At 61.2% G+C, this 21,653-nt stretch carries 18 protein-coding genes, 1 tRNA gene and 1 riboswitch; of the genes, 13 read left to right on the forward strand and 6 right to left on the reverse strand.

Features of this window, described 5'->3' with window-relative positions; translation table 11 throughout:
- Positions 1 to 32: 32 nt before the first annotated feature.
- The 3 genes from LJ655_RS18540 (at position 33) to LJ655_RS18550 (ending at position 3,506) form a co-directional block, all read left to right on the forward strand.
- The gene (locus tag LJ655_RS18540) at positions 33 to 1,082 is read left to right on the forward strand and encodes an adenosine deaminase (protein ID WP_425605818.1); all 1,050 of its coding nucleotides are present in this window, start codon (positions 33 to 35) and stop codon (positions 1,080 to 1,082) included.
- A 148-nt stretch (positions 1,083 to 1,230) separates the two neighbouring features.
- On the forward strand, positions 1,231 to 2,568 hold the full coding sequence (gene guaD, locus LJ655_RS18545) for a guanine deaminase (protein WP_230562691.1): 1,338 nt from the start codon (positions 1,231 to 1,233) through the stop codon (positions 2,566 to 2,568).
- A 141-nt stretch (positions 2,569 to 2,709) separates the two neighbouring features.
- A riboswitch (yybP-ykoY riboswitch) is annotated at positions 2,710 to 2,926 on the forward strand.
- A gap of 7 nt (positions 2,927 to 2,933) precedes the next feature.
- On the forward strand, positions 2,934 to 3,506 hold the full coding sequence (locus tag LJ655_RS18550) for a TMEM165/GDT1 family protein (protein WP_230562692.1): 573 nt from the start codon (positions 2,934 to 2,936) through the stop codon (positions 3,504 to 3,506).
- A 1-nt stretch (position 3,507) separates the two neighbouring features.
- On the opposite strand, the gene LJ655_RS18555 is transcribed toward LJ655_RS18550, so the two are convergent.
- On the reverse strand, positions 3,508 to 4,197 hold the full coding sequence (locus tag LJ655_RS18555; RefSeq protein ID WP_230562693.1) for a DUF4136 domain-containing protein: 690 nt from the start codon (positions 4,195 to 4,197) through the stop codon (positions 3,508 to 3,510).
- Between the two features lie 312 nt (positions 4,198 to 4,509).
- Between LJ655_RS18555 and pepN the strand changes: the two genes are divergently transcribed.
- The 5 genes from pepN (at position 4,510) to LJ655_RS18580 (ending at position 9,401) form a co-directional block, all read left to right on the forward strand.
- Positions 4,510 to 7,206: an aminopeptidase N gene (gene pepN, locus LJ655_RS18560; RefSeq protein ID WP_230562694.1), complete on the forward strand. Its 2,697-nt coding sequence runs from the start codon at positions 4,510 to 4,512 to the stop codon at positions 7,204 to 7,206.
- Positions 7,207 to 7,473: 267 nt separating this feature from the next.
- Positions 7,474 to 7,680 (forward strand): type II toxin-antitoxin system RelE/ParE family toxin, encoded by a 207-nt coding sequence (locus LJ655_RS18565; protein WP_425605819.1) that lies wholly within the window; start codon positions 7,474 to 7,476, stop codon positions 7,678 to 7,680.
- Between the two features lie 16 nt (positions 7,681 to 7,696).
- Complete coding sequence (locus LJ655_RS18570) at positions 7,697 to 8,149, forward strand: HigA family addiction module antitoxin (RefSeq protein WP_230562696.1); 453 nt, start codon at positions 7,697 to 7,699, stop codon at positions 8,147 to 8,149.
- Between the two features lie 85 nt (positions 8,150 to 8,234).
- Positions 8,235 to 9,251, forward strand: a complete 1,017-nt coding sequence (locus LJ655_RS18575; protein WP_230562697.1) for a class 1 fructose-bisphosphatase — start codon at positions 8,235 to 8,237, stop codon at positions 9,249 to 9,251.
- Between the two features lie 74 nt (positions 9,252 to 9,325).
- A tRNA-Thr gene (locus LJ655_RS18580) sits at positions 9,326 to 9,401 on the forward strand.
- A gap of 1,607 nt (positions 9,402 to 11,008) precedes the next feature.
- Here LJ655_RS18580 and LJ655_RS18585 read toward each other — a convergent pair.
- Positions 11,009 to 12,115 carry a hypothetical protein gene (locus LJ655_RS18585; RefSeq protein WP_230562698.1) on the reverse strand — a complete coding sequence of 369 codons (1,107 nt, stop codon included), beginning with the start codon at positions 12,113 to 12,115 and terminating at the stop codon, positions 11,009 to 11,011.
- A 135-nt stretch (positions 12,116 to 12,250) separates the two neighbouring features.
- Positions 12,251 to 12,610 (reverse strand): Arm DNA-binding domain-containing protein, encoded by a 360-nt coding sequence (locus LJ655_RS18590; RefSeq protein ID WP_230562699.1) that lies wholly within the window; start codon positions 12,608 to 12,610, stop codon positions 12,251 to 12,253.
- 433 nt (positions 12,611 to 13,043) lie between these two features.
- Here LJ655_RS18590 and LJ655_RS18595 point away from each other — a divergent pair, with 433 nt between their 5' ends.
- Positions 13,044 to 14,765 carry a DUF6311 domain-containing protein gene (locus tag LJ655_RS18595; protein ID WP_230562700.1) on the forward strand — a complete coding sequence of 574 codons (1,722 nt, stop codon included), beginning with the start codon at positions 13,044 to 13,046 and terminating at the stop codon, positions 14,763 to 14,765.
- Positions 14,766 to 14,908: 143 nt separating this feature from the next.
- Here the strand turns inward: LJ655_RS18595 and LJ655_RS18600 are convergent, their stop codons facing one another.
- Positions 14,909 to 15,355, reverse strand: coding sequence for a DUF3987 domain-containing protein (locus LJ655_RS18600; RefSeq protein WP_230562701.1), 447 nt, complete (start codon positions 15,353 to 15,355; stop codon positions 14,909 to 14,911).
- Between the two features lie 1,235 nt (positions 15,356 to 16,590).
- Here LJ655_RS18600 and LJ655_RS18610 point away from each other — a divergent pair.
- Positions 16,591 to 16,740: a hypothetical protein gene (locus LJ655_RS18610; protein ID WP_230511331.1), complete on the forward strand. Its 150-nt coding sequence runs from the start codon at positions 16,591 to 16,593 to the stop codon at positions 16,738 to 16,740.
- Positions 16,741 to 17,024: 284 nt separating this feature from the next.
- On the forward strand, positions 17,025 to 17,621 hold the full coding sequence (locus tag LJ655_RS18615) for a chorismate mutase (protein WP_230562703.1): 597 nt from the start codon (positions 17,025 to 17,027) through the stop codon (positions 17,619 to 17,621).
- Between the two features lie 39 nt (positions 17,622 to 17,660).
- On the opposite strand, the gene LJ655_RS18620 is transcribed toward LJ655_RS18615, so the two are convergent.
- Positions 17,661 to 18,809 carry an exonuclease domain-containing protein gene (locus LJ655_RS18620; protein WP_230562704.1) on the reverse strand — a complete coding sequence of 383 codons (1,149 nt, stop codon included), beginning with the start codon at positions 18,807 to 18,809 and terminating at the stop codon, positions 17,661 to 17,663.
- 343 nt (positions 18,810 to 19,152) lie between these two features.
- Complete coding sequence (locus LJ655_RS18625; protein ID WP_230562767.1) at positions 19,153 to 19,356, reverse strand: cold-shock protein; 204 nt, start codon at positions 19,354 to 19,356, stop codon at positions 19,153 to 19,155.
- Between the two features lie 349 nt (positions 19,357 to 19,705).
- On the opposite strand from LJ655_RS18625, the gene LJ655_RS18630 reads away from it, so the two are divergent.
- Both LJ655_RS18630 and LJ655_RS18635 read left to right on the forward strand, forming a co-directional pair.
- Entirely contained in the window at positions 19,706 to 19,954 is a 249-nt protein-coding gene (locus LJ655_RS18630) for a hypothetical protein (protein ID WP_230562705.1), read from the forward strand.
- 525 nt (positions 19,955 to 20,479) lie between these two features.
- Complete coding sequence (locus LJ655_RS18635) at positions 20,480 to 21,643, forward strand: porin (RefSeq protein WP_230562706.1); 1,164 nt, start codon at positions 20,480 to 20,482, stop codon at positions 21,641 to 21,643.
- The last annotated feature ends 10 nt before the right edge of the window (positions 21,644 to 21,653 follow it).

Consider the following 21,653-nt stretch of genomic DNA (forward strand, 5'->3'; position numbering starts at 1 on the left):
TTCATCACCCCAACACAGAATTCCAACACACCATGAATATGACGACCGCTACCCCCGTTTCTCCCGGCACGCTCGCCGACAAAACCGCGCGCGCGCCGAAGGCCGAATTACATATCCACATCGAAGGCTCGCTCGAACCCGAACTGATTTTCGCGCTCGCGCAGCGCAACGGCGTCAAGCTCGCCTACGACTCCGTGGACGCGTTGCGCGCCGCCTATGCGTTCACCGACCTGCAATCGTTTCTCGACATATACTATGCGGGCGCGAGCGTGCTGCTGCACGAGCAGGATTTCTACGACATGACGATGGCCTACGTCGAGCGCTGTCTCGCCGACAACGTCGTGCATAGCGAAATCTTCTTCGATCCGCAGACGCACACCGAGCGTGGCGTGCGGATCGCGACCGTGGTGGCCGGCATCGAACGAGCGCTCGCCGACGCGGAAAAGCGCGGCATGTCGAGCAAGCTGATCCTGTGCTTCCTGCGCCATCTGTCCGAGGACGATGCGCTCGCCACTTTCGACGAAGCGTTGCCGCTGTTCGAGCAATACAAGCATCGGCTGATCGGAGTCGGTCTCGATTCGTCGGAGCGCGGCCATCCGCCGTCGAAGTTCGAGCGTGTGTTCGCGAAGGCGCGCGCGCTGGGTCTGAAACTCGTCGCGCATGCAGGCGAGGAAGGGCCGCCGTCGTATATCTATGAAGCGCTCGACGTGCTGAAGGTCGATCGCGTCGATCATGGCGTGCGCAGCATCGAGGAACCGGCGCTCGTCACGCGCCTCGCCGACACGCGCGTCGCGCTCACCGTGTGCCCGTTGTCGAACCTGAAGCTGTGCGTGTTCGACGACCTGACCAAACACACGCTGAAAGAGCTGCTCGATCGGGGCGTCGCCGTGACCGTCAATTCCGACGATCCGGCCTATTTCGGCGGCTACGTGAACGCGAACTATCTGGCGACGATCGACGCGCTGAAGCTCGACGACGCCGAGGTCTATACGATCATCCGCAACGGCTTCGAGGCGTCGTTCGTGACGCCCGAGGAACGCGCGTTGCTGATCGCCAAGCTCGACGCGCACTGGCAGCAGTAGACCGTAAGCTGACGGCTTGCAAGTGAGCGGCTCGACCGGCCTCGGTGACGGGCGGCTTCGCTTCGTTCGGGAGACGGCCACGACCGGAACCGCGAGCCGCTGCAGTGCCTTCGCCGCCAAGCGTTCAACATTCGGAGACAGCTCTTCCATGACTGAATCGGCTCATGCTGCGCCAACGGCGCAAACGGCATTCCGCGCGCAATTGCTGACCTTCAACGGGGATCCGGCGCACGCACCGAACGCCGCGGTGTTCCACGAGGACGGTCTGCTGATCGTCGAAGACGGCCGCGTCGTCGCGGCGGACGCGTATGCGGCGCTCGCCTCGCGGCTCGCGCCCGGCACGCAGATCGTGGAGCGGCGCGACAAGCTGATCGTGCCGGGCTTCATCGATACGCACATCCACTATCCGCAGACCGACATGATCGCCTCGCCGGCTCCGGGTTTGCTGCCGTGGCTCGACACCTACACGTTCCCGACCGAGCGCCGCTTCGCCGACATCGCGCACGCGCGCGGCACCGCGAGCTTCTTCGTCGACGAACTGCTCGCGTGCGGCACCACGACCGCGCTCGTCTATTGCACGGTGCACAAGGAATCCGCCGATGCCCTTTTCGCCGAGAGCGAAGCCCGCAATCTGCGCATGGTCGCAGGCAAGGTGTTGATGGACCGCCATTGCCCCGAGTTCCTGCGCGACACCGCGCAATCGGGCTACGACGACAGCGCCGAGCTGATCGGCCGCTGGCACGATCGCGGCCGGCAGATGTACGCGCTGACGCCGCGCTTCGCGCCGACCTCGACCGAAGCACAACTCGAAGCGTGCGGCGCGCTCGCGCAACGGCATCCGGACGTGTTCATCCAGAGCCACGTTGCGGAGAACGTCGACGAAGTGAAATGGGCCGCCGATCTGTTCCCCGGCCACCGCAGCTATCTCGACATCTACGATCACTATGGCTTGCTGCGCCGTCGCGCCGTATGCGGCCATTGCATCTACCTCGACGACGAGGACCGCAAGCGCATGGCGCAAACCGGCGCGCTCGGCTCGCACTGCCCGACTTCGAACCTGTTTCTCGGCAGTGGCCTGTTCGACTTCGAGAAGGCCGACTCGGCCGGCATGCCGATCGCGCTCGCCACCGACGTCGGCGGCGGCACGTCGTTCTCGATGCTGCAGACGATGAACGAGGCGCACAAGGTCGCTCGCCTCGGCGGCCATCATCTGACGGCGACGCGCATGTTCTATCTCGCGACCGCGGGCGCGGCCGAAGCGCTCGATCTCGCCGACAAGATCGGTACGCTCAGGGACGGCTCGGAAGCGGACTTCGTCGTGCTCGATCCGCAGGCGACGCCGCTGCTCGCACGCCGCACGGCGCGGCGCGAATCGCTCGAGGAGCTGCTGTTCGCGTTCGCGCTGCTCGGCGACGATCGCGCGGTGTACGAAACGTATGCGGCAGGCAAGCCAGTGCATCGCCGCGACGACGCGCGCCGGCTCTGATCGTATAGCCCAGGTGTTATTGCGTTTGGTGTATTGACGCAGCCTTGTTCGCCGCAATTGCATCCGGGCACCAGTCAACAAAGCCGCCGAACTGTTCCAGTGCATCTGTAATCGTCATGGGAGCTCGTAGCCTGTTATACTCCGGCCCTCATTGGGGAGTAGCCGCCCCGCGGCACGTCCGCACCGCTGCGTCGGTGCGTCGCACGTGTGGTTCGCGGGGGCGCCTGTCAACAGACTTGGCCGTCACGGCCATGGCAGCCGCAGCCTCTGGCCTGGCGAGACCGATGATCCACACGCGCCGCAACAGGGCCCGGCGCGTCGTGGGTCGTCGCTCGTTCATCTTCGGCCCGAGGAATTTAATCAACGTGTTTCAAGCTTTTCTCATTTCGACCGGCGCGGTCGCGCTCGCCGAGATCGGCGACAAGACGCAACTACTGTCGCTCGTGCTGGCCGCGCGCTATCGCAAGCCCGTGCCGATCATTCTCGGCGTGCTCGTGGCGACGCTGGTCAATCACGCGGGCGCCGGCGCGCTCGGCGCGTGGCTCGGCTCGATGCTGACGCCGACCGTCATGCGCTGGGCTCTGGCGGCGTCCTTCATCAGCATGGGTCTGTGGATTCTCGTGCCCGACAAGCTCGACGACGAGGAAGCCGACACGAACCGCACCCACTTCGGCGTGTTCGGTACGACGGTCGTGACGTTCTTCCTCGCGGAGATGGGCGACAAAACGCAGATCGCGACGGTCGCCCTCGCCGCACGCTTTCATGATTTCTTCGGCGTAGTGGCCGGCACGACGCTCGGCATGATGATCGCGAACGTGCCTGCGATTCTGCTCGGCGACCGCTTCGCGCATCGTCTGCCGACGAAACTCGTGCACGGCATTGCCGCGGTGCTGTTCGTCGTGCTGGGCGCGATGGCCTTGTTCGGGGCCGGCGTCTGACCTACTGCGCGGCTTTCGGCGCCGACGCCGGGGCCGCAGGCGGCACGGCAGCCGGCAGCGACACTTCGTTCACGGCGGCACCACCGCCCACCGGGATTCTCACGGTATGCACGGCGCCGTTGGCGAGCGGAAAGTCGGCGAGCGCGCTACGCGCCAGATAAGGCATCGCCCGCACCAGCGAAGACTCTTCGCCAAAATTGCGCGCCGTCACGTTGTAGACCTCCCGTCCGCTCGCGCGCTCGGTGATCCGGATGCCGAGCAGATGCGTGAACACCGGGTAACTCTGGTTCACATAGGTCGCCGGGTACGGCCCCCACGGCCCCCACGGGTCGAACGGCCGTCCCCAGTAAGGACCGGGCCACGGGTTGTAGTAGACCGGCTGCGCGACGGTCACGATATCCGAGCTGATGCCATACGCGAGCTCGACCAGATAGCGCGCGTCGTTGTAAGCAACCTCGCGGAACGAGTGCAAGGCGAGCTCGTTCGCGACGATCCGCTCGTACGCGCTCAGTTCGAGATTGTTCTTCTGGTCCTCGCGCCGCGTGAACGCGTAGGTGCGGGTCGCGTCGCTGCCGCTCCAGTCCGAGAACGCCGTGACCTGCGTCGTCACGTAGGTCGTGCAGCCGGACAGCAGCGCGCTCAACGCGACGAACAGCAGCGCGACGCGACGGGTCCATCGATCGATGTTCATGGTCTGCCTCGTGGCCTCTCTCAAGTGCTGCAATTAGAACCGTGGATTGAGCGCGATTGTTCCGTGCCTGCGCAGCAGGATTGACGCCCGTGCTGGAACTCAGCCATGCAGCGCGTCCGATAATACGATGACCGCGCCAGCCGGCAAAAGGTTCTGCCGCTGCCCCTCGGCGCCGCCCGCGCTGCCCGGCGCCGAAACTCGCCCCGGCATGCTGCCGCACGATTGCCCGAGGCTTTGTACAATGAGTCGACCAAGCCCGGCTCGCGCGCCTTTTGCGCGCCTGACCGCTCCAGTACACCACCAAACAATGCCATGGCCGATACCGCAACGCCCAATGTAATCCGCCGCGCCGATTACGCGCCGCCTGCCTTCCTGATCGACACCGTCGCGCTGGAGTTCGATCTGGTCCCCGAACGCACGGTCGTCAGGAATACGATGCGTGTGCGCCGCAACCCGGATGCGTCGCGCGCCGCACACCTCGAACTGATGGGCGAGCAGCTCCAATTCGTCAGCGCCGGAATCGACGGCAAGCCGTTCCCGAACGCGCACCCGCACGAGCACGGCCTCTCGCTCGAGAACGTGCCGGACAGCTTCGAGCTCACGCTCACGAGCATCTGCAACCCTGCGGAAAACACCACGCTCTCGGGCCTGTATGTGTCGAGCGGCAACTTCTTCACGCAGTGCGAGGCCGAGGGCTTTCGCCGCATCACCTACTTCCTCGACCGCCCGGACGTGATGGCGAGCTTCACGGTCACGTTGCGCGCGAGCAAGGCCGATTATCCCGTGCTGCTGTCGAACGGCAATCTGCTCGAAGAAGGCGACTTGCCCGACGGGCGGCACTTCGCGCGCTGGGAAGATCCTTTCAGGAAGCCGAGCTATCTGTTCGCGCTCGTCGCGGGCAAGCTCGTGGCACTCGAAGAACGCGTGAAAACCGGTTCGGGCAAGGAGAAACTGCTGCAAGTATGGGTCGAGCCGCACGATCTCGACAAGACCCGTCACGCGATGGACTCGCTGATCCACTCGATCCGCTGGGACGAAGAGCGCTTCGGGCTCGAGCTCGATCTGGACCGCTTCATGATCGTCGCGGTCAGCGACTTCAACATGGGCGCGATGGAGAACAAGGGGCTCAACATCTTCAACACGAAGTATGTGCTCGCGAACCCCGAAACGGCCACCGACACCGACTTCGCGAACATCGAGGCAGTGGTCGGCCATGAGTACTTCCACAACTGGACCGGCAACCGCGTGACCTGCCGCGACTGGTTCCAGCTGAGCCTGAAGGAAGGCCTGACGGTATTCCGCGACCAGGAGTTTTCGGCTGACATGGCGGGCGGCGCTACCGACGAAGCCGCGCGCGCCACCAAGCGCATCGAGGACGTGCGCGTGCTGCGCCAGATGCAGTTCGCCGAGGACGCGGGTCCGATGGCGCATCCGGTGCGCCCCGAGAGCTACGTCGAAATCAACAACTTCTACACGATGACCGTCTACGAGAAAGGCTCCGAAGTCGTGCGGATGTACCAGACGCTGTTCGGCCGCGACGGCTTTCGCAAGGGCATGGACTTGTACTTCAAGCGTCACGACGGCCAGGCGGTGACCTGCGACGACTTCCGTCACGCGCTCGCCGACGCGAACGGCCGCGACCTCGCGCAGTTCGAGCGCTGGTACAGCCAGGCCGGCACGCCGCGCGTGTCGGTGCGCACCCGCTACGACGCCGCGCAACAACGCTACAGTGTGACGCTGCACCAAGGCTACGGCGAAACCGCGCCAGCCGCGCGCGAAACGCAAAGAGGGCCGCTGCTGATCCCGTTCGCGATCGGCCTGATCGGCGAGGACGGCCGCGATCTGCCGCTGCAGCTCGATGGCGAGGCGAACGCGCCGGAGTCGACCACGCGCGTGCTCGAATTCACGCAGACCGAGCAGACGTTTACGTTCGTGAATATCGCGCGGGAACCCCTGCCGTCGCTGCTGCGCAATTTCTCGGCGCCGGTGATCGTCGAGTACGACTACACGGCCGAACAGCTCGCGTTCCTGCTCGCGCACGACAGCGATCCGTTCAACCGCTGGGAAGCCGGCCAGCGGCTGGCGACGCGCGAGCTGCTCGCGCTCGCCGCGCGCGCGGCTACGGGCGCGGCGCTGCAACTCGACGACTCGGTGGTCGCCGCGTTCGCGCGCGTGCTGAGTGACGAGACGCTGTCGCCCGCGTTTCGCGAACTCGCGCTGATGCTGCCGTCCGAGGCCTATCTGGCCGAGCAGATGACCGAGTCGAATCCGGCCGCGGTCCACGCGGCGCGGCAGTTCGTGCGCAAGCGCCTCGCCAATGCGCTGCGTGACGAATGGCTCAGGGTCTATGAGCAGCATCGCACACCGGGCGCCTATGAAGCGACGCCCGAGGCCGCCGGTCATCGCGCATTGAAGAATCTCGCGCTGTCGTATCTGAGCGAGCTCGACGATGCCGCGGACGCCGGGCGTCTCGCGGCCGCGCAATATGAAGCCGCGAACAACATGACCGACCGTGCCGCCGCGCTGTCGGCGCTGCTCAACGTGGCCGCGCCGCAAGGCGGCAGCCCCGAGGCGCAGCACGCGCTCGACGACTTCTATCGGCGCTTCGAGAAGGAGCCGCTCGTCATCGACAAGTGGTTCGCGTTGCAGGCGACGCAGCGCGGCAGCGCGCAGCATCCGGTGATCGACACGGTACGCACGCTGATGACGCATCCTGCCTTCAACCTGAAGAACCCGAACCGCGCGCGCTCGCTGATTTTCAGTTTCTGCTCGGCGAACCCCGCGCAGTTCCACGCGGAAGACGGCTCGGGCTACGCGTTCTGGGCCGAGCAGGTGATCGCACTCGACGCGCTCAACCCGCAGGTCGCGGCGCGCCTCGCGCGCTCGCTCGAACTGTGGCGCCGCTTCACGCCGGCGCTGCGCGACAGCATGCGCGCGGCGCTCGAGAAGGTGGCCGCGCAGGTCAAGTCGCGCGACGTGCGCGAAATCGTCGAGAAGGCGTTGGCGTGATGCCTCGCTGAATGCTCGAGTCGCATTGGAAAGCCGGCACGCGTTGCCGGCTTTTTTTCGTATACACGCTGCGTTCGCGCGGTCGCGGCGTACCGTTGGCCGATTGGCCGACTGTTCATCGGGCGTCGCCGGGAAGAAAGTATAGGCGTCAATATAACGATTTACATTTAACGCAATGCGTTATACGATTCCATGATCACGACTTGCGCAGACAAGGCCACCGCACGAATATTCCAGGGTAGATTCGTGCATTCGTTGCCGCACTCAATGCAGGTGCTTGCGCATCGCAAGTTGCTGATGATCGATGCCGCGCGTTCCATCGCGGATCTGCACGCACCGCCCGGCAACCGGCTCGAAGCCCTGCAAGGCCAGCGCAGCGGGCAATGGAGTATTGGCATCAATGAGCAGTGGCGCATCTGTTTTCACTTAGTCGGCGAGGACGCGTTGAATGTCGAGATCGTCGACTATCACTGATTATCGGGAGACCGACATGGTCATCAAACGCTCCGCGCTGAAGAGCGTCGATTTCTCGGGCATCGACGCCGGCGCGGCGATTGCCGAGATCCATCCGGGCGAGATTCTGCGCAGCGAGTTTCTCGAGCCACTCGGCATGTCCGTCAACGCGCTCGCGCTTGCGCTGCGGGTGCCGGCGCCGCGCATCAACGACGTCGTACGCGGCCGCCGCGCGATCTCCGCCGACACTGCGCTGCGGCTCGAGCGCTACTTCGGCGCCAGCGCCCAGTTTTGGCTCAACCTGCAAATTGCCTACGACCTGCGCGTCGCGACCGCCGCCGCCGGCGAGCAGATCGAACGGGAAATCGAGCCGATGCCGCGCGCCGAACGTCCGAAACTGCCGAGCGTGCCCGCCGGACACGCCCGGGCCGCGGCGCTCGCGGCCAGCGTCAGCGACACTGTCTCGGCCAAGGGGCGCCGCAAGACGTGAACGCGGCGGCGCCTCCGAAAGCACGGAACCGACACGGCGAGCGGGTAAAATCTCTGCATCCCTCTAGCCTTCCCGGAGTACAACAATGTCTTTGCAACGTCGTACCACTCTCACGAAGTACCTGATCGAGCAGCAGCGCGAGACCAATAACCTGCCCGCGGACCTGCGCCTGCTGATCGAAGTCGTCGCGCGCGCGTGCAAGGCGATCAGTTACCACGTCAGCAAGGGCGCGCTCGGCGATGCGCTCGGCTCGGCGGGCAGCGAAAACGTCCAGGGCGAAGTGCAGAAGAAGCTGGACATTCTGTCGAACGAAATCCTGCTCGAAGCGAACGAATGGGGCGGCAACCTCGCGGGCATGGCCTCCGAGGAAATGGAACAGTTCTTCCCGATTCCGGCCAACTATCCGAAGGGCGAATACCTGCTCGTGTTCGATCCGCTCGACGGCTCGTCGAACATCGACGTCAACGTGTCGATCGGCACGATCTTCTCGGTGCTGCGCTGCCCGGACGGCCACCAGGCCACCGAGCAGTCGTTTCTGCAGCCGGGCACGCAACAGGTCGCGGCGGGCTATGCGGTGTACGGCCCGCAAACGGTGCTCGTGCTGACCACCGGTAACGGCGTGAACTGCTTCACGCTCGATCGCGAGCTCGGCTCGTGGGTGCTCACACAAAGCGACATGCGCATTCCCGTCGAAACGCGCGAGTACGCAATCAACGCCTCGAACGAGCGCCACTGGTATGGCCCGGTTCAGCAATACATCGGCGAACTGAAGGCGGGCAAGGAAGGTTCGCGTCAGGCCGACTTCAACATGCGCTGGATCGCCTCGATGGTCGCCGACGTGCATCGCATCCTGAACCGCGGCGGCGTCTTCATGTACCCGGCCGACAAGCGCACGCCGGACAAGCCGGGCAAGCTGCGTCTAATGTACGAAGCCAATCCGATGGCGTTCATCGTCGAACAGGCGGGCGGCGCCGCAACCAACGGCGAAAAGCGCATTCTCGACATTCAGCCGAAGAGTCTGCACGAGCGCGTCGCAGTGTTCCTCGGTTCGAAGAACGAGGTCGATCGCGTGACCCGTTACCACCTCGAAGCGAAAAACTGATCCCGGAATAAAAAAATGCACTTGGGGGCTTGTCAAGCCGCTGAAGTAGTCCCTATAATTTCGTTTCTCCTGATGCCGGAATAGCTCAGACGGTAGAGCAGCGCATTCGTAATGCGAAGGTCGGGGGTTCGATTCCTCTTTCCGGCACCATCAAGTTTCAAGCAAAAAGCCCAGTCCTCGTGACTGGGCTTTTCGTTTTCTGAGTCCGTGTAAGTGTTGGTGTCAGCGTTTTTCAGCAACGCGCGGAGACCTGCGATAGCTCCCTGCCAACTCGAAATTAGAGCGTTTCATCTAACGAACCGCGTGACGGCGCGCCGTAACGGCAGCGCTGCCGCAATCTCGTCTGCAAAGGCCGCCACCGCGCCCGTGCAAACGCCAGTGCCGGGAATGCGGCGAATGGAAACATCATTCGCGGTTTCACGTCAAGCTGCGGAGTGGCAACAATGCTGATGCCAAGATCTGGTTCAGGCCGGTTTGCCGTGACTGCGAACAGATATCCTACATGTCGTACGCCGCATCAAGCGCCCACATGGAACGGTACGCCCTGCGCCGGAAACGACGCACGCGTTTATGGAACGCGTCACGCGTGATGCCCCGCGCGGCGGCGGCCTCTTTCACGCAGCGCGCATATCACAGATAGAAAATCATAAACGATTGCTTCGCGTAGCTGCCGGGCTGGGCAGCGACGGCCAGATTGAACGCGGAAAGCTCGGCGGACAGGTCCCCGTCAGGCGCGGGCTGCATCTGGGCAAGATGTATTTCGGCACGCGCGGCGCGCCTAAGAAGCGACGCGTGCGGCTCCACGCGGCCCAGCGCAGGCAGAGTGCATCAGGTTCGATATCGCTTGATTGTGGCGCATGAGTTGCCCTGGCCGGTCGGACAGATCGGGCACCCTGGCACGATCGCAAAAGTGCGCTGCAACGTGCTAGTCAAAGCGAACATTGCGCAGGCGACGGCGCACCTCGCCATTTGCGCGCCCCATCGCAGAAGCTTGCAGGTCGGCTTCGCAGTCGCGGTCGCGAATCTCAGCCAGCCGGGCGGGGCCTGTCGCTGGAGTTCAAGGGCGCGTCCGCGCACGTCATCGCCAGGCCAGCCCATCGCCGCGCCCAGGCCTTCCATCATGCCGACTAGCCAGGCAGGCTCCAGCGCCCTCGCCAGCGGCTTCGCCAGACAGTGGCGTTTGCCCGTGACGGACGAATCCCCACCAGACCTGCGCCAGTTCCGGCACCCTGCGATAAAGCCTTTCGGTTCGCGTCTCATTCGTCCTCCTGCTTTCACGTTCCGACTATTCGTTGCAGCGTTTCGCATTCCGAATCCAGACGCCAAAGCGCAGCGGTGCGCCCAGTTTCGACGCGCAGTCGCACGCATCCGGGCGCGTGACACCTCACTGCGAAGTTTGTGCATATCAGGATACGAAATGCCCTTTCGCGCGGCACGTCCGACTTGAAACCGCGTCGGCACCCACCCGGCACAGGGCGTCCCGGCCATAAACCTTACAGAGAGACGGCAGCGCCCGGTACTCAATAATCCAGTTCATCTTCGGCCAGCCCTCCGCCTGTGCGTGCAGCCTGCCGAGTGTCGTGCGGCATCCTGTAGCCCTGGCTGCGGCTCCCGGGGCTGCTGGACGGCGGCGCGCCACTTCGGGACAGGTACGCTTTCAGCCTCGGCCCCTCGGCTACCGGGCGGCGATTACGTGCACAGCAGTATGCATTTGCTCGCGGCGCTCGCCAGATCCTGGCCATGTGTCTTCGTCGGACTCACTCGTCTTCACCCTCTGCATATTCGTCAAGTACTGAATCCGAAAAGTGCGCCAGATGCTTCTGTGAGGCCAGTTCGCGCAAGCTATCGTAGGAGATGTAGGTACAACTTTCGGCAAGCGGGCCCTTCTCCAGCAGGGAAAACACTGGTCGTCGGATTTCCTGCAAAACCTTATCCCTGCGTTCAAGCGGCGCGACGATATGCAGTTTAATGTCTACATTTGGCTGCAAGGCAAGCAGGTCCGCCATGCGCAGGATGCCGGAATAAACAGACGTCGTGTGTTCAACTTCAAAGGCTCGAACAATATAGCGACCGCGAATCCATAGAACGTCTATCTGCTCAATTGTCCGCAATGTCGTTGTATCGTAGTTGAGTGGTAATCGCTCAAGCAGCGCGACGCGAACGTCGGGTCGCTCAGCTAACACAGACGTCCTGTCATTCGGAGGTATCCACACTGCCATGCCCATCTGGGCCCCAATCCCGGCAAGCAGGGCTTGAATTTGGTGCGACTCGCGGACTTCGTGTGTCGGGACCAAATCACTTGTTTCTGACTCGTCCTGTTTTTCGGGCACGCTGACGGTGACCACCTTATCTGCACGATTGACCCGATGTGTTTCGATCTTGCGCTTGCTGGCATCGTCCAATTCAAACACACGCTGTTCAACAGCTTGCATGTTGAGTACGTCTGTAAGAACCTGCCCGTCTTCATCAGCGAGCCGAGCCAAACTCGCTCGAACCCTCCCGACCCAAGCTAACGAGCCATGCTCCAAGTTACGCGTAAAAGAAAGCTGTTCCCATATCGCGGGTTCGTGAACGGGTATCGAGTTTTCAACTGCCAGCCAGACCAGCGGTCGTACGTGGAAGCGAATTACGTATGGGTCGTCAGAGGGAAAGAATATTGGCGTGTCATCCCGATACGGTCCATCCACGACCTCCAGAAGACCACACCAGCGCGAAACCACAGTGAGATAACAAACGAATACGTCAGCCGTCTGTATTCGTTGCGCCGTGCTTAGCCGGCTGGCACTGAAACCTGTCGCCGTGCGGTCGGAGTTTGTGAACGCCCTGTGAGTTTCGGGGCTAAATAAATTGACGAAGTAGGCCATTCTCGTGTCAACCTCCAAGGCGATACCAACCCTCAACGCGCAATGGATAAAGCGCGCAAGGGTAAGGGTAACGGCGCCATCGATTTAGCGCGTCCGGGTGCCATAGTAAATGACTAGTGACGAGAATTCTGCCTGTCAGCGTATTGACCGGCTTGCTGCGGCGCGGCGCTTCGTGACGTCGCACGCGCTCAGTACCGCGCTTGCGTTCAAACGCACCTGCGGCCTCGGCTCGCCCTGTTCGGGCTGCCAGATGCTAACTGAAAGCGCACCGGCCAGCGTGACGATATCGGCGCTGCCAAGGCCCGTCTCGGTCGCCTTGCCATAGACCTCGTAGCCGAACAACCAGGACTTGCCGCCGACCTCGGCGCCGGCGCCCTTTCCCACGACGAGGAACAGGCCGTTGCCGTCCGGGTAGTAACCCGACTTCGCGGCCCGCTGGGTCGCAAGCGGCGTCAGACGATTTACAGACGCTGGCCCATGCCCACAGACTCCCACACTCCAAAATCAAATTGCAGACCGTGCAACTGATACGCAGAAACGATCCAGTTAAAACCGGCCGCGTCGGGCAGTGTTCGGCCACTTTCGGTTAATCGGCAGATCCGGATGAACGGCCGCTGCTGGCCCGGCTTCAGACTGCCATAAACGATAGCGCGCGAATTAATGCTCGTGAGCGCGCTATCACCGGACATCCTGACGGTTCGCCTTGTGCTGTCGGCAAGTCGGTAGTCAGGGTTGGTTCTGGACCAAACAACGTCTTCACGATTACCATTTCCAGCGTTCGCTGGAGGCAGGAAAGATCTGCAGTTAGTTCGTCCTGAACAATTCGTTTTGCCGACCACTGGTGTTGCAGCGACCATCCCCATCGGCATGCCGCTACCAGACTTTTAATCTTCGCGGCTTCCGATATCACTGCCATCAGGTTCCCGGCTTGCTCGATTCAGCGCTGCCGTTTTTCCAGTTGCGTTACATTCCCCATCAATACGACCTGGACTTTTCATTAACAATGACCAACCCATTCCGCATTCGGAACGTCCTAATTCCGGCCGCTATCGGCTTAATCGTCTACCTGGCGTTCACCGGCGGACATGGGCTGAATCCGCTTCGTGTGGACTGGATTATGTCGAGCGACGGTGATGCCCCGCAGCAATACGTCGGATGGAATTTTTTCCGTCATAGTCCATATCTGCAATTCCCCTTAGGCCTGAATCCGGGTTACGGGGAAGTCATCGGTAGTTCGATCGTATTCTCGGATTCAATACCGTTGCTCGCGATCCTGTTCAAGCTGGTTCGCGGCGTCCTGCCGGACCAATTTCAATATTTTGGGCTATGGATTGCCGCCTGCTTTGCCTTACAGGCCGTTTTTGCCTGGGCGATCTTATCGCTGCGCACCACGGACAACGTGATCAAAGCTCTAGGTTGCGTACTCCTGACACTCTCTCCGCCTATGCTTTGGCGGCTTCACGGACATGAGGCCCTGATAGGGCATTGGCTGCTGCTTGCCGCGCTATATCTCTATTTGACCAACCGCGCCAGGACGTGGCACTGGATTCTGTTGATTTGCGTGACCGCATCGATTCACGCCTATTTGCTTGCCATGGTCGCAGGCATGTGGTTTGCCGATCGGGTACGCCTGCTGGCGCCCGGTAGCGCAAGATTGAAGCAATTGGCTGTCGAGCTTCCGTGTCTTGCCGTCGCGGTTTTGATCACAACCTGGTCGGTCGGCTATTACACGGTCAGAAGCGTCGTGTCGGGGGGATTCGGCACCTATCGCGTTACCCTGACCTCGCCATTCCGGGCGGAGGCCATCTGGTCGATCTGGAGCAGCTATGGATTCCTCGGCGGAGATTACGAAGGTTTCTGCTACACCGGTGCTGGCGTCTTGCTGCTCTTCGTGACGACGGCGATCTTGATCATAAAGCATCGCAAGAGCGTGCCCATTGCCTGGCGCACGCACGCGTCACTGATCTTCGTGTGCACGCTGTTTTATCTGTTCGCGCTGTCAAACCGGGTCTCTCTCGGCGGCCGCCATGAGCTGTTCCAGTACCCGATGCCGGCATTCCTGACAGGATTCACGTCGACATTCCGCGCCTCGGGTCGCTTTATCTGGCCGGTTTTTTATGCGGCTATTGTCTTTCTGCTATTTCGTCTCATCAGACTCTCGCCCAGAAAATGGGTAATTCCTCTTTTGTGTATCTTCGTGGTCTTCCAAGCCACGGATCTGATCAAGGCGTCAAAGTATTTCAGAAACCAATGGACGCAGCAGTGGACCCCGTTCCTCACATCCGATTTCTGGAGAGAGGTGCCCCGGCAATACAAGCGGGTCGCGTTTGTCATGCCGCTAGATGGCGGCTACACCTATGTCCCGATTGCGTTCATGGCGTCTAATGCGAAGATGACGATCAACGGCGCTAATCTTGCGCGCGTCGATTTCGATAGGCTCGGCCAGGTGCAGGCGCAATTGCAGTATACGATCGAGCACGGTACTTATTCGCCCGACACACTTTACGTGTTCTATACCCCGCAAAACTGGGCGACAGCCAAGGCTAATTTCAAGGGCGATGGATTTGTCGGAACAGTCGACAACTATGACGTAATCGCACCGGCTTGGCATGGATGCACGACGTCGTGCGGTACATCGGCGAACAAGTAATATAGTTAGTGAATTAACTGATAGGAACGGGTTTTCCATCTGAAATGTTAGCCGCGTCCCTGTCCCGGATGGTCATGCTGTACGCGCGAAATATCGCGACGACGGCACTAGAGCGGTTCCGTAGGCGCGCATGGCATCAGAGCTCAAATAGTCAGCCAAGCGACTGCACGACGCATGGATGCGTCTCCGATAGCGCCGTGCCCTATGTTCACGAGATGAACGAGCAGCGCGAGTCCAGGAACCAGCTTGCGATACTTCGAAACGTGTGATTCGTGCAGCGTGCGGTCGCGCATTTCGTTTTCGAGCGCCGCGTGCCATTCGAAAAACACGACATTCGCCGCGTCGTCCCGGCGCAAATATGCGGATCCGCATTTGCCATCGCGGCTTATTCGCTCGGATGGCGCGCCGTGCAACTTGCCACTCACCGGCCTGTCAATCATAGCGCTCCCACTGGCTCCAGCGCCGCCGTACTCTCGCGCGCCACCGCCGCCCATGCCTGAATCGAACCTTCCACAACCAACCCGTACCCGCTCCACGCCTGCGCGTCCGGTATCGCCCGCAGTGCCGACACGGGCCACACTGCGCGCCATTCGTCGCGGTCCAGGCGGTAGAACAGGACGGGCGGCAAACCGGCTGCTGTCGCCTGCCGGGCTGCCCGCTCCCACCACGCCATGCGTTACCGTCGCTCGCCGTCCCATATTTTTCGCAATCGTAATGCCAACGTCGGGGGTTCGATTCCTCTTTCCGGCACCATCAAGTTTCAAGCAAAAAGCCCAGTCCTCGTGACTGGGCTTTTTGCATTACGGCTCCGATCAGGTGATACGTGTAGCTCAGGATCAAGCCGCTCGGCACGAAATGATGTCGACATCCCACGAGGCATTCATTCACGTGAGCGCGACGCGGCGCCATGAAAAACACATTCGGCCGCGCAGTGACTTCGTGCCTCCAAGACTCGTTTGCAACCTAGTCCGGAAAATGGAGCGGGTCGTGCGTCCTTGGCATTGAGAGATTGCGCGCGATGACAGCATCGGACTGCGCGGTCGGCTGTTGGCGTGACACGCCATAGGCGGCGATTGCTTGCGCGGGTGCCGACGCGAACCACAAGATCCTGCCGGCGCATTCGATGCCAACCTGACGTCCATCCCAGTAGACAGCGTTTTCCATCGCGACCTCCCTGAAGACGAAGATTGCCATCATCCACGCCACCCGCCGCACGTCCGTCTGCTAACGCACGCCGGGCGATCGGTAGGCGCTTCAATCATAGGTGGTCCAGCGCGGTGCGCGTGTTTCTGTCACAGAACAACCTCGGCTTGTCACAGCAATGCGGGAATGAGTCTCTCAGACAATGGTCAGCCGTTTATTAACGACGAAATTCTTTAAATAGTGTTTTTCGCGGTCAACGCGACGCGAAATGCGCCGTTTACCAACAATCAGGCCTCGCTAATGCGATCGGCAAATTGCGAACGTTCGGTTCATGAAAAAGAAAATCCTGCCGATGCGGCGACGCACAAGATTGTCACGTTTTGTTCATTTAAAAGCGTTAAGCGCGACTCAACGACAACGACACCGGTGTGCTGAAACGCAGTCGGGGCAAGGGGTGAAGAGAAACGGCGGAGGGAGCGGGAGAGAAATGACTTCGCGCTGTCATTACGCGCAAAAGGTCGGTCAGCCAGCTTGGGCGCTAGTCGGACAATAAAGTTTATTCAATCACTCTGCTGATGTCTCGGCTTGTGCCGTTAAAGCAACAGAGGGTGCATGACTCTCATCGCAGACTGGTGCGATGCGGGGAACGAGGCCGATAATTGGTTCGCAAAGGAGAAAGATCATGGACGCCAAACCGCCGAAGATTCCGACCCCGGACAAGGTCTTTTACCCGGATCCGGAACCTGTGGCCGTCGAGTTTCTGGGAGCCGAACTGCCCGAGCATGTTCGCGCCTTCTTCGACGAGCAACGCAAGTCGTGCGATTCGAAGTAACGGGGCACTGGCGCGGTGCAGCATTGGCGCTCGTTAATTTCGCGCGCAGTGAATGCTCGCGCCCTCAATACACGGCAGACGCTTTCGTCGTCAGGCCCGGCCAGTTCGCCTGATCAAGGGAGCAGCGCTGGACCACGCGGTCCGAACGTGCGGTTGCATGGACCCTTCCCGCTCAGAATTTCCCCCACCTGACCACTCGCGTTAATAGCCCAGTCCGCGCCATTGCCGGGCATCATTTATTCTTCTGGTTTTTCCATCAGCGGCCGCCCGGCCACGTTCGCCTCATGAATCGTTTGCATCGTCTTGGCGCGTCATGCGCGCTCACCCTGGCCGTCGGGTTCGCGCTCGCGCCCGCCCCTGCCCTCGCCGACGGCGACGACACCGCGCTCACCAATCTGATCGCCCTCGTTTCCCAACGCCTTGCGCTCGCGGAGCCGGTGGCGCGCTGGAAGTGGGCGAACCATCAGGCAATCACCGATACGCCGCGTGAAAACGCACTGCTTGAGGACGTGGAAAAGCGCGCCGAGGCGGCAAACGTCGACCTGGCGTTCGCCCGTGCGTTCTTCCGGGATCAGATCGACGCGAGCAAGGACGTGCAGAACGCACTCTTCGAGACCTGGCGCCGCACCCAGCCACCGCAGGGGCCTGTGCCCGATCTCGCGACGAGCACGCGACCGCAGCTCGACAAGCTGACGCAATCGCTGATGGCGGGTCTCGCGCGCGTGCAACCGTTGCGCGCGGCGGACGATTGTCCGTCGCGCGTCGCGCAATCGCTGGCTAACTGGAAGGCGCTGACGCGTTATGACTCTACGCATTCCAGCGCGTTGACGCGCGCGCTCGGTCACGTGTGCGAGACGGGCGGCGTCGGCGCGACCGGCTGATTTCCGCGCCACCATGGCGCGCGAACGCCTCCACGGGGGTCAAGCGACGATGCTCGATCTGGCCGTGTCGCTCGCTACGCTCAATGGCCGCACGCGCAGACCACGCGCCAGATGGGTTTGCAGGATACGGTACGTCGAAAGCTCGAACGGTCCCGCCATCGTCGATGCATGCAACTGCGCCGCCTGCGCGAGCGACGGCGCGTGCCCGAGGTAGCGCCAGCGGTCGACTACGTGGAAGACGCGCTGCGCCTCCTCGCTCTCCTCGAAAACGATAGCCCCCTCGAATGGCCACGGCGCGTCCGCCGGGTCGCTCTTCGTCACGCGGGGCAGCCGGTTTTGTCCAGGCCGCAGCGTTGCAATCCACTGCGCCTCCGCGAGCATCGCGCCGAGTTCGCCGCCAGTCGCGCGCCACTCGACACGCCGCACCAGTTGCGCAAGCCGCAAATCCTTCGACGATCGCCGCTCGCCGGTCAGATGCGAGCGCAACCGCTGACGCACGCGCACGCTTCGTCCGACATACAGGGGCGCATCGCCTTCGCCATAGAACGCATACACGCCACAGCCCACCGGCGCGGTGTCGAGCAGATCTTCGGTGATGTCGCCCGCAAGCCGGAAGCGTCGCGTCGTGCGCTCAATCTGCGCCCGCAGAGCCTCCAGCGGCACCAGCGTCGGCAGGCGCTGCCAGAACTGCCAGATCAGGTCGGCGTCGGCGAGCGCGCGGTGGCGATCGGACGGCACCAAGGCATGGCGTTCGACGAGCGCATCTAGACCGTGGCGCTTTTCGCCGGGGAACAGCGCGCGCGACAACCGCACCGTGCACAGCACGTCCGGATCGAACGCGAGACCGGCGCGGCGAAATTCACTGCGCAAGAATCCGCGATCGAAACTCGCGTTGTGCGCGACGAACAGCTTGCCATTCAAGCGCTCGAACAGCGCGGGCGCGATCGACTCGAAGGTCGGCGCGCCGAGCACCATGTCGTCCGTGATGCCGGTCAGCTGCTGGATGAATGAGGGAATCGGCTGCTGCGGGTCGATCAGACTGCTCCAGCGCGTTACGCCGTTCGGCCCGGCTTCGACGACGCCGACCTCGGTGATGCGGTGCTCGCTCGTGGAGCCGCCGGTCGTTTCAAGGTCGACGAAAACGATGGGTGCATCGAGGACCAGCTCCGACGAAAGCATTTCAGACATGGGACAAGGGATACGGACGCATGAATTTTCCGCAAGTATGCACCAGTTGGACGTTGCGCATCCAAATAACGCCGCGTGCGCATGTGGAGATCCTTTCGACACAGGTTCCGGCTTTTCGCGCGGACTTTCCGATAAAGCTTAAAGCAGACAATTAATTCGGAAGCCCCTCAATGCGCTCGGCGTGTATAACCTTTTGACAAGAACGCATATTTTTTGAACGGGGCGGTTACGGAAATTGAATCTGACTACGAATATCGCGCGGAAATAAGAAAAACCCTCGCGCGGGGCGAGGGCTTGCTTTCTTATTGAGTGCGCGGGCAGCAGTATGCCCGGCGAAGGACTCTTACAACGGCTGAATGTTGGCCGCCTGCCTGCCCTTCGGGCTGCTCTTCACTTCAAACGAGACGCGTTGGTTTTCCTTCAGCGACTTGAAGCCTTCGCTGCGGATTTCCGAAAAGTGCGCGAACAGATCCTCGCCGCCCGCGTCGGACGTGATGAAGCCAAAACCCTTAGCATCGTTGAACCATTTGACGACACCAGTTTCCATTTCCTGTTTCCCTCGATGATTTAAAAAAGCGGGGCGCTGCCCTTGAGTCAGCCATTGAAATACGGCCTTGCCGTTATACGGGGAACCAGGAATAGCCGTCAAGTAAACTTTACATATGCTTTTAGCGTATAAAAAGATCAAGTTCCAAATCGCATCGATTAAAAGCGCTGATCTGTCAAAATTACCTGAATCGATTTAATCCGGCCGTGTTTATGAAAAAACTTCCGAAGCGAGGCTGTGTAAATGTAACAAAATCGCTCTTTGCGTAAGTGTTTGTCCGACTTGTTACGGCGCGACCTGGCTCGCATGATTAGAAATCAGCGGTAGCGATGCGCTTTAGGAGGTTGCCATGCTGTTCAGTGAAATTCGCCGCCTCTTCACACGGCGCACCCGTTCGCACGCGAAGGCCACGCCCGATCAGCTCACACAACCGGGGGATTCGCCGAACATTTTCGATTTCGATCCGATGTGGCATGGAGACCATTGGCAAAACCTGCTCTCTTCGCCGATGGATGCGCGCCGCTATGTAATGGAAGATTGGTCCTCCTCCATCCCGGCGGACTGGGACGACGCCGAAGGTGCCGCGCCAGCCCACTGAACGGATCCTCAAGCGGCATCCGCAAATAAAAAAAGCGCGACTGGAAGGTCGCGCTGCCAAAGGTTTGGAGATCTTTTTCGTCAAGAAAAAGTCCGCTTCGAAAAGCAGAAATTACAGTATAGCGGTCGCGTCCAATTTCGATTATTCACACAATTAACAAACGTCTATTGCAGACCCAACAACAATCGCTTTTTCAAATCCATTCCCGTAGTTTTTCTGCATCGTTCGGTGTCGCGTATCAGCAACGCACCTTAGCAAAATTCCGCCGCCTGATCCATTGAGTGAGCCGCAAAGCCTTTATACACAAGGCTCTAGTGGCAATCGCCCATCGTTTCTCGTTGGGTAATACTTTATTGCGCAAATCGGAAGATCAACTCCTGGAAGTGTCTCTCTACACTCTGCCTAATCGGAAACCGGCGCGGATCTGTCAACGCGCTTCTCACGCGGAATCCGCTTCTCGCAGCGCTCGCGTGAAGGTCTCCTAAGCCAGGGTCTTATACCTCTTACGCTCTTGGAGTTATATCAATGAAGAAGACACTCATGGTCGCTGCCTTGTCGGGCGTTTTCGTCACGGCAGCGCATGCGCAAAGCAGCGTTACCTTGTATGGCCTGATCGACGCGGGTATCACCTATACGAATAACCAGCGCGTCAGTGCTACCCAGCACGGCGCCAACGTTGCGATGACGAGCGGTTCGGTGAACGGCAGCCGCTGGGGCCTGCGTGGCGCTGAAGATCTCGGCGGTGGTCTGAAGGCCATCTTCACGTTGGAAAACGGCTTCGGCATCAACGACGGCACGCTTAAGCAGAACGGCCGTATGTTCGGCCGGCAGGCGTTCGTCGGTCTGTCGAGCGACCAGTTCGGCGCCGTCACGCTCGGCCGTCAATATGACAGCATGGTCGACTATGTCGGCCCTCTGGCGCTGACCGGCACGCAATACGGCGGCACGCAGTTCGCGCACCCGTTCGACAACGACAACCTGAACAACTCGTTCCGTATCAACAACTCGGCCAAGTACCAGAGCGCGAACTACGGCGGTTTCAAGTTCGGGGCGTTGTACGGCTTTTCGAACCAGGCTAGCGGCTTCGCGAACAACCGTGCATACAGCGCGGGCGCATCGTACAACTGGGGCGGCCTGAACGTCGCCGCAGCTTACTTGCAGCTGAACGCCAACGGCTCAACCAGCGCGGCCGCAGCGTTCAATTCGGGTGGCGCAGTATCGGGTGACAACACGTTCTTCTCGCAACGTCAGCAAACGTGGGGCGCAGGCGCCAACTACGCGTTCGGCCCGGCGACCGTTGGCTTGGTGTACTCACAGACGAACCTGCACGGCCTCGCCGGCATCAGCCAGGGTTCATCGGGCGTCCCGGGCGGCATCGGCTTGCCGACCAACAGCGCCCAGTTCCAGAACTTCGAGGGCAACGCTCGCTACGCTCTGACACCAGCGATTAGCATTGCCGCCGCGTACACGTACACCCGCGCTAACCTGTCCAGCACGCACGTGCACTGGAACCAGGTCGACCTGCAAACTGCATACGCGTTGTCCAAGCGTACCGACGTATACCTGCAAGGCGTGTATCAGGCAGCAAACGAAAACTCGATCGTCAACGCCTACATCAATGGCGTGGGTAACGCCTCGGGCAACAACAAACAAGTCGCCGTGACGGCCGGTCTGCGTCACCGTTTCTAAGCACTGCGCA

This window comes from Paraburkholderia translucens, from assembly GCF_020881035.1.
Lineage (GTDB): Bacteria > Pseudomonadota > Gammaproteobacteria > Burkholderiales > Burkholderiaceae > Paraburkholderia > Paraburkholderia translucens.

Excerpts from the sequence above, each read along its gene's own strand:
- LJ655_RS18540 (WP_425605818.1), top strand. The coding sequence starts at position 33 with ATGAATATGACGACCGCTACCCCCGTTTCTCCCGGCACGCTCGCCGAC.
- guaD (WP_230562691.1), top strand. The coding sequence starts at position 1,231 with ATGACTGAATCGGCTCATGCTGCGCCAACGGCGCAAACGGCATTCCGC.
- LJ655_RS18555 (WP_230562693.1), bottom strand. The coding sequence starts at position 4,197 with ATGAACATCGATCGATGGACCCGTCGCGTCGCGCTGCTGTTCGTCGCG.
- pepN (WP_230562694.1), top strand. The coding sequence starts at position 4,510 with ATGGCCGATACCGCAACGCCCAATGTAATCCGCCGCGCCGATTACGCG.
- LJ655_RS18565 (WP_425605819.1), top strand. The coding sequence starts at position 7,474 with ATGCAGGTGCTTGCGCATCGCAAGTTGCTGATGATCGATGCCGCGCGT.
- LJ655_RS18570 (WP_230562696.1), top strand. The coding sequence starts at position 7,697 with ATGGTCATCAAACGCTCCGCGCTGAAGAGCGTCGATTTCTCGGGCATC.
- LJ655_RS18575 (WP_230562697.1), top strand. The coding sequence starts at position 8,235 with ATGTCTTTGCAACGTCGTACCACTCTCACGAAGTACCTGATCGAGCAG.
- LJ655_RS18585 (WP_230562698.1), bottom strand. The coding sequence starts at position 12,115 with ATGGCCTACTTCGTCAATTTATTTAGCCCCGAAACTCACAGGGCGTTC.
- LJ655_RS18600 (WP_230562701.1), bottom strand. The coding sequence starts at position 15,355 with ATGGCGCGCAGTGTGGCCCGTGTCGGCACTGCGGGCGATACCGGACGC.
- LJ655_RS18610 (WP_230511331.1), top strand. The coding sequence starts at position 16,591 with ATGGACGCCAAACCGCCGAAGATTCCGACCCCGGACAAGGTCTTTTAC.
- LJ655_RS18615 (WP_230562703.1), top strand. The coding sequence starts at position 17,025 with ATGAATCGTTTGCATCGTCTTGGCGCGTCATGCGCGCTCACCCTGGCC.
- LJ655_RS18620 (WP_230562704.1), bottom strand. The coding sequence starts at position 18,809 with ATGTCTGAAATGCTTTCGTCGGAGCTGGTCCTCGATGCACCCATCGTT.
- LJ655_RS18625 (WP_230562767.1), bottom strand. The coding sequence starts at position 19,356 with ATGGAAACTGGTGTCGTCAAATGGTTCAACGATGCTAAGGGTTTTGGC.
- LJ655_RS18630 (WP_230562705.1), top strand. The coding sequence starts at position 19,706 with ATGCTGTTCAGTGAAATTCGCCGCCTCTTCACACGGCGCACCCGTTCG.
- LJ655_RS18635 (WP_230562706.1), top strand. The coding sequence starts at position 20,480 with ATGAAGAAGACACTCATGGTCGCTGCCTTGTCGGGCGTTTTCGTCACG.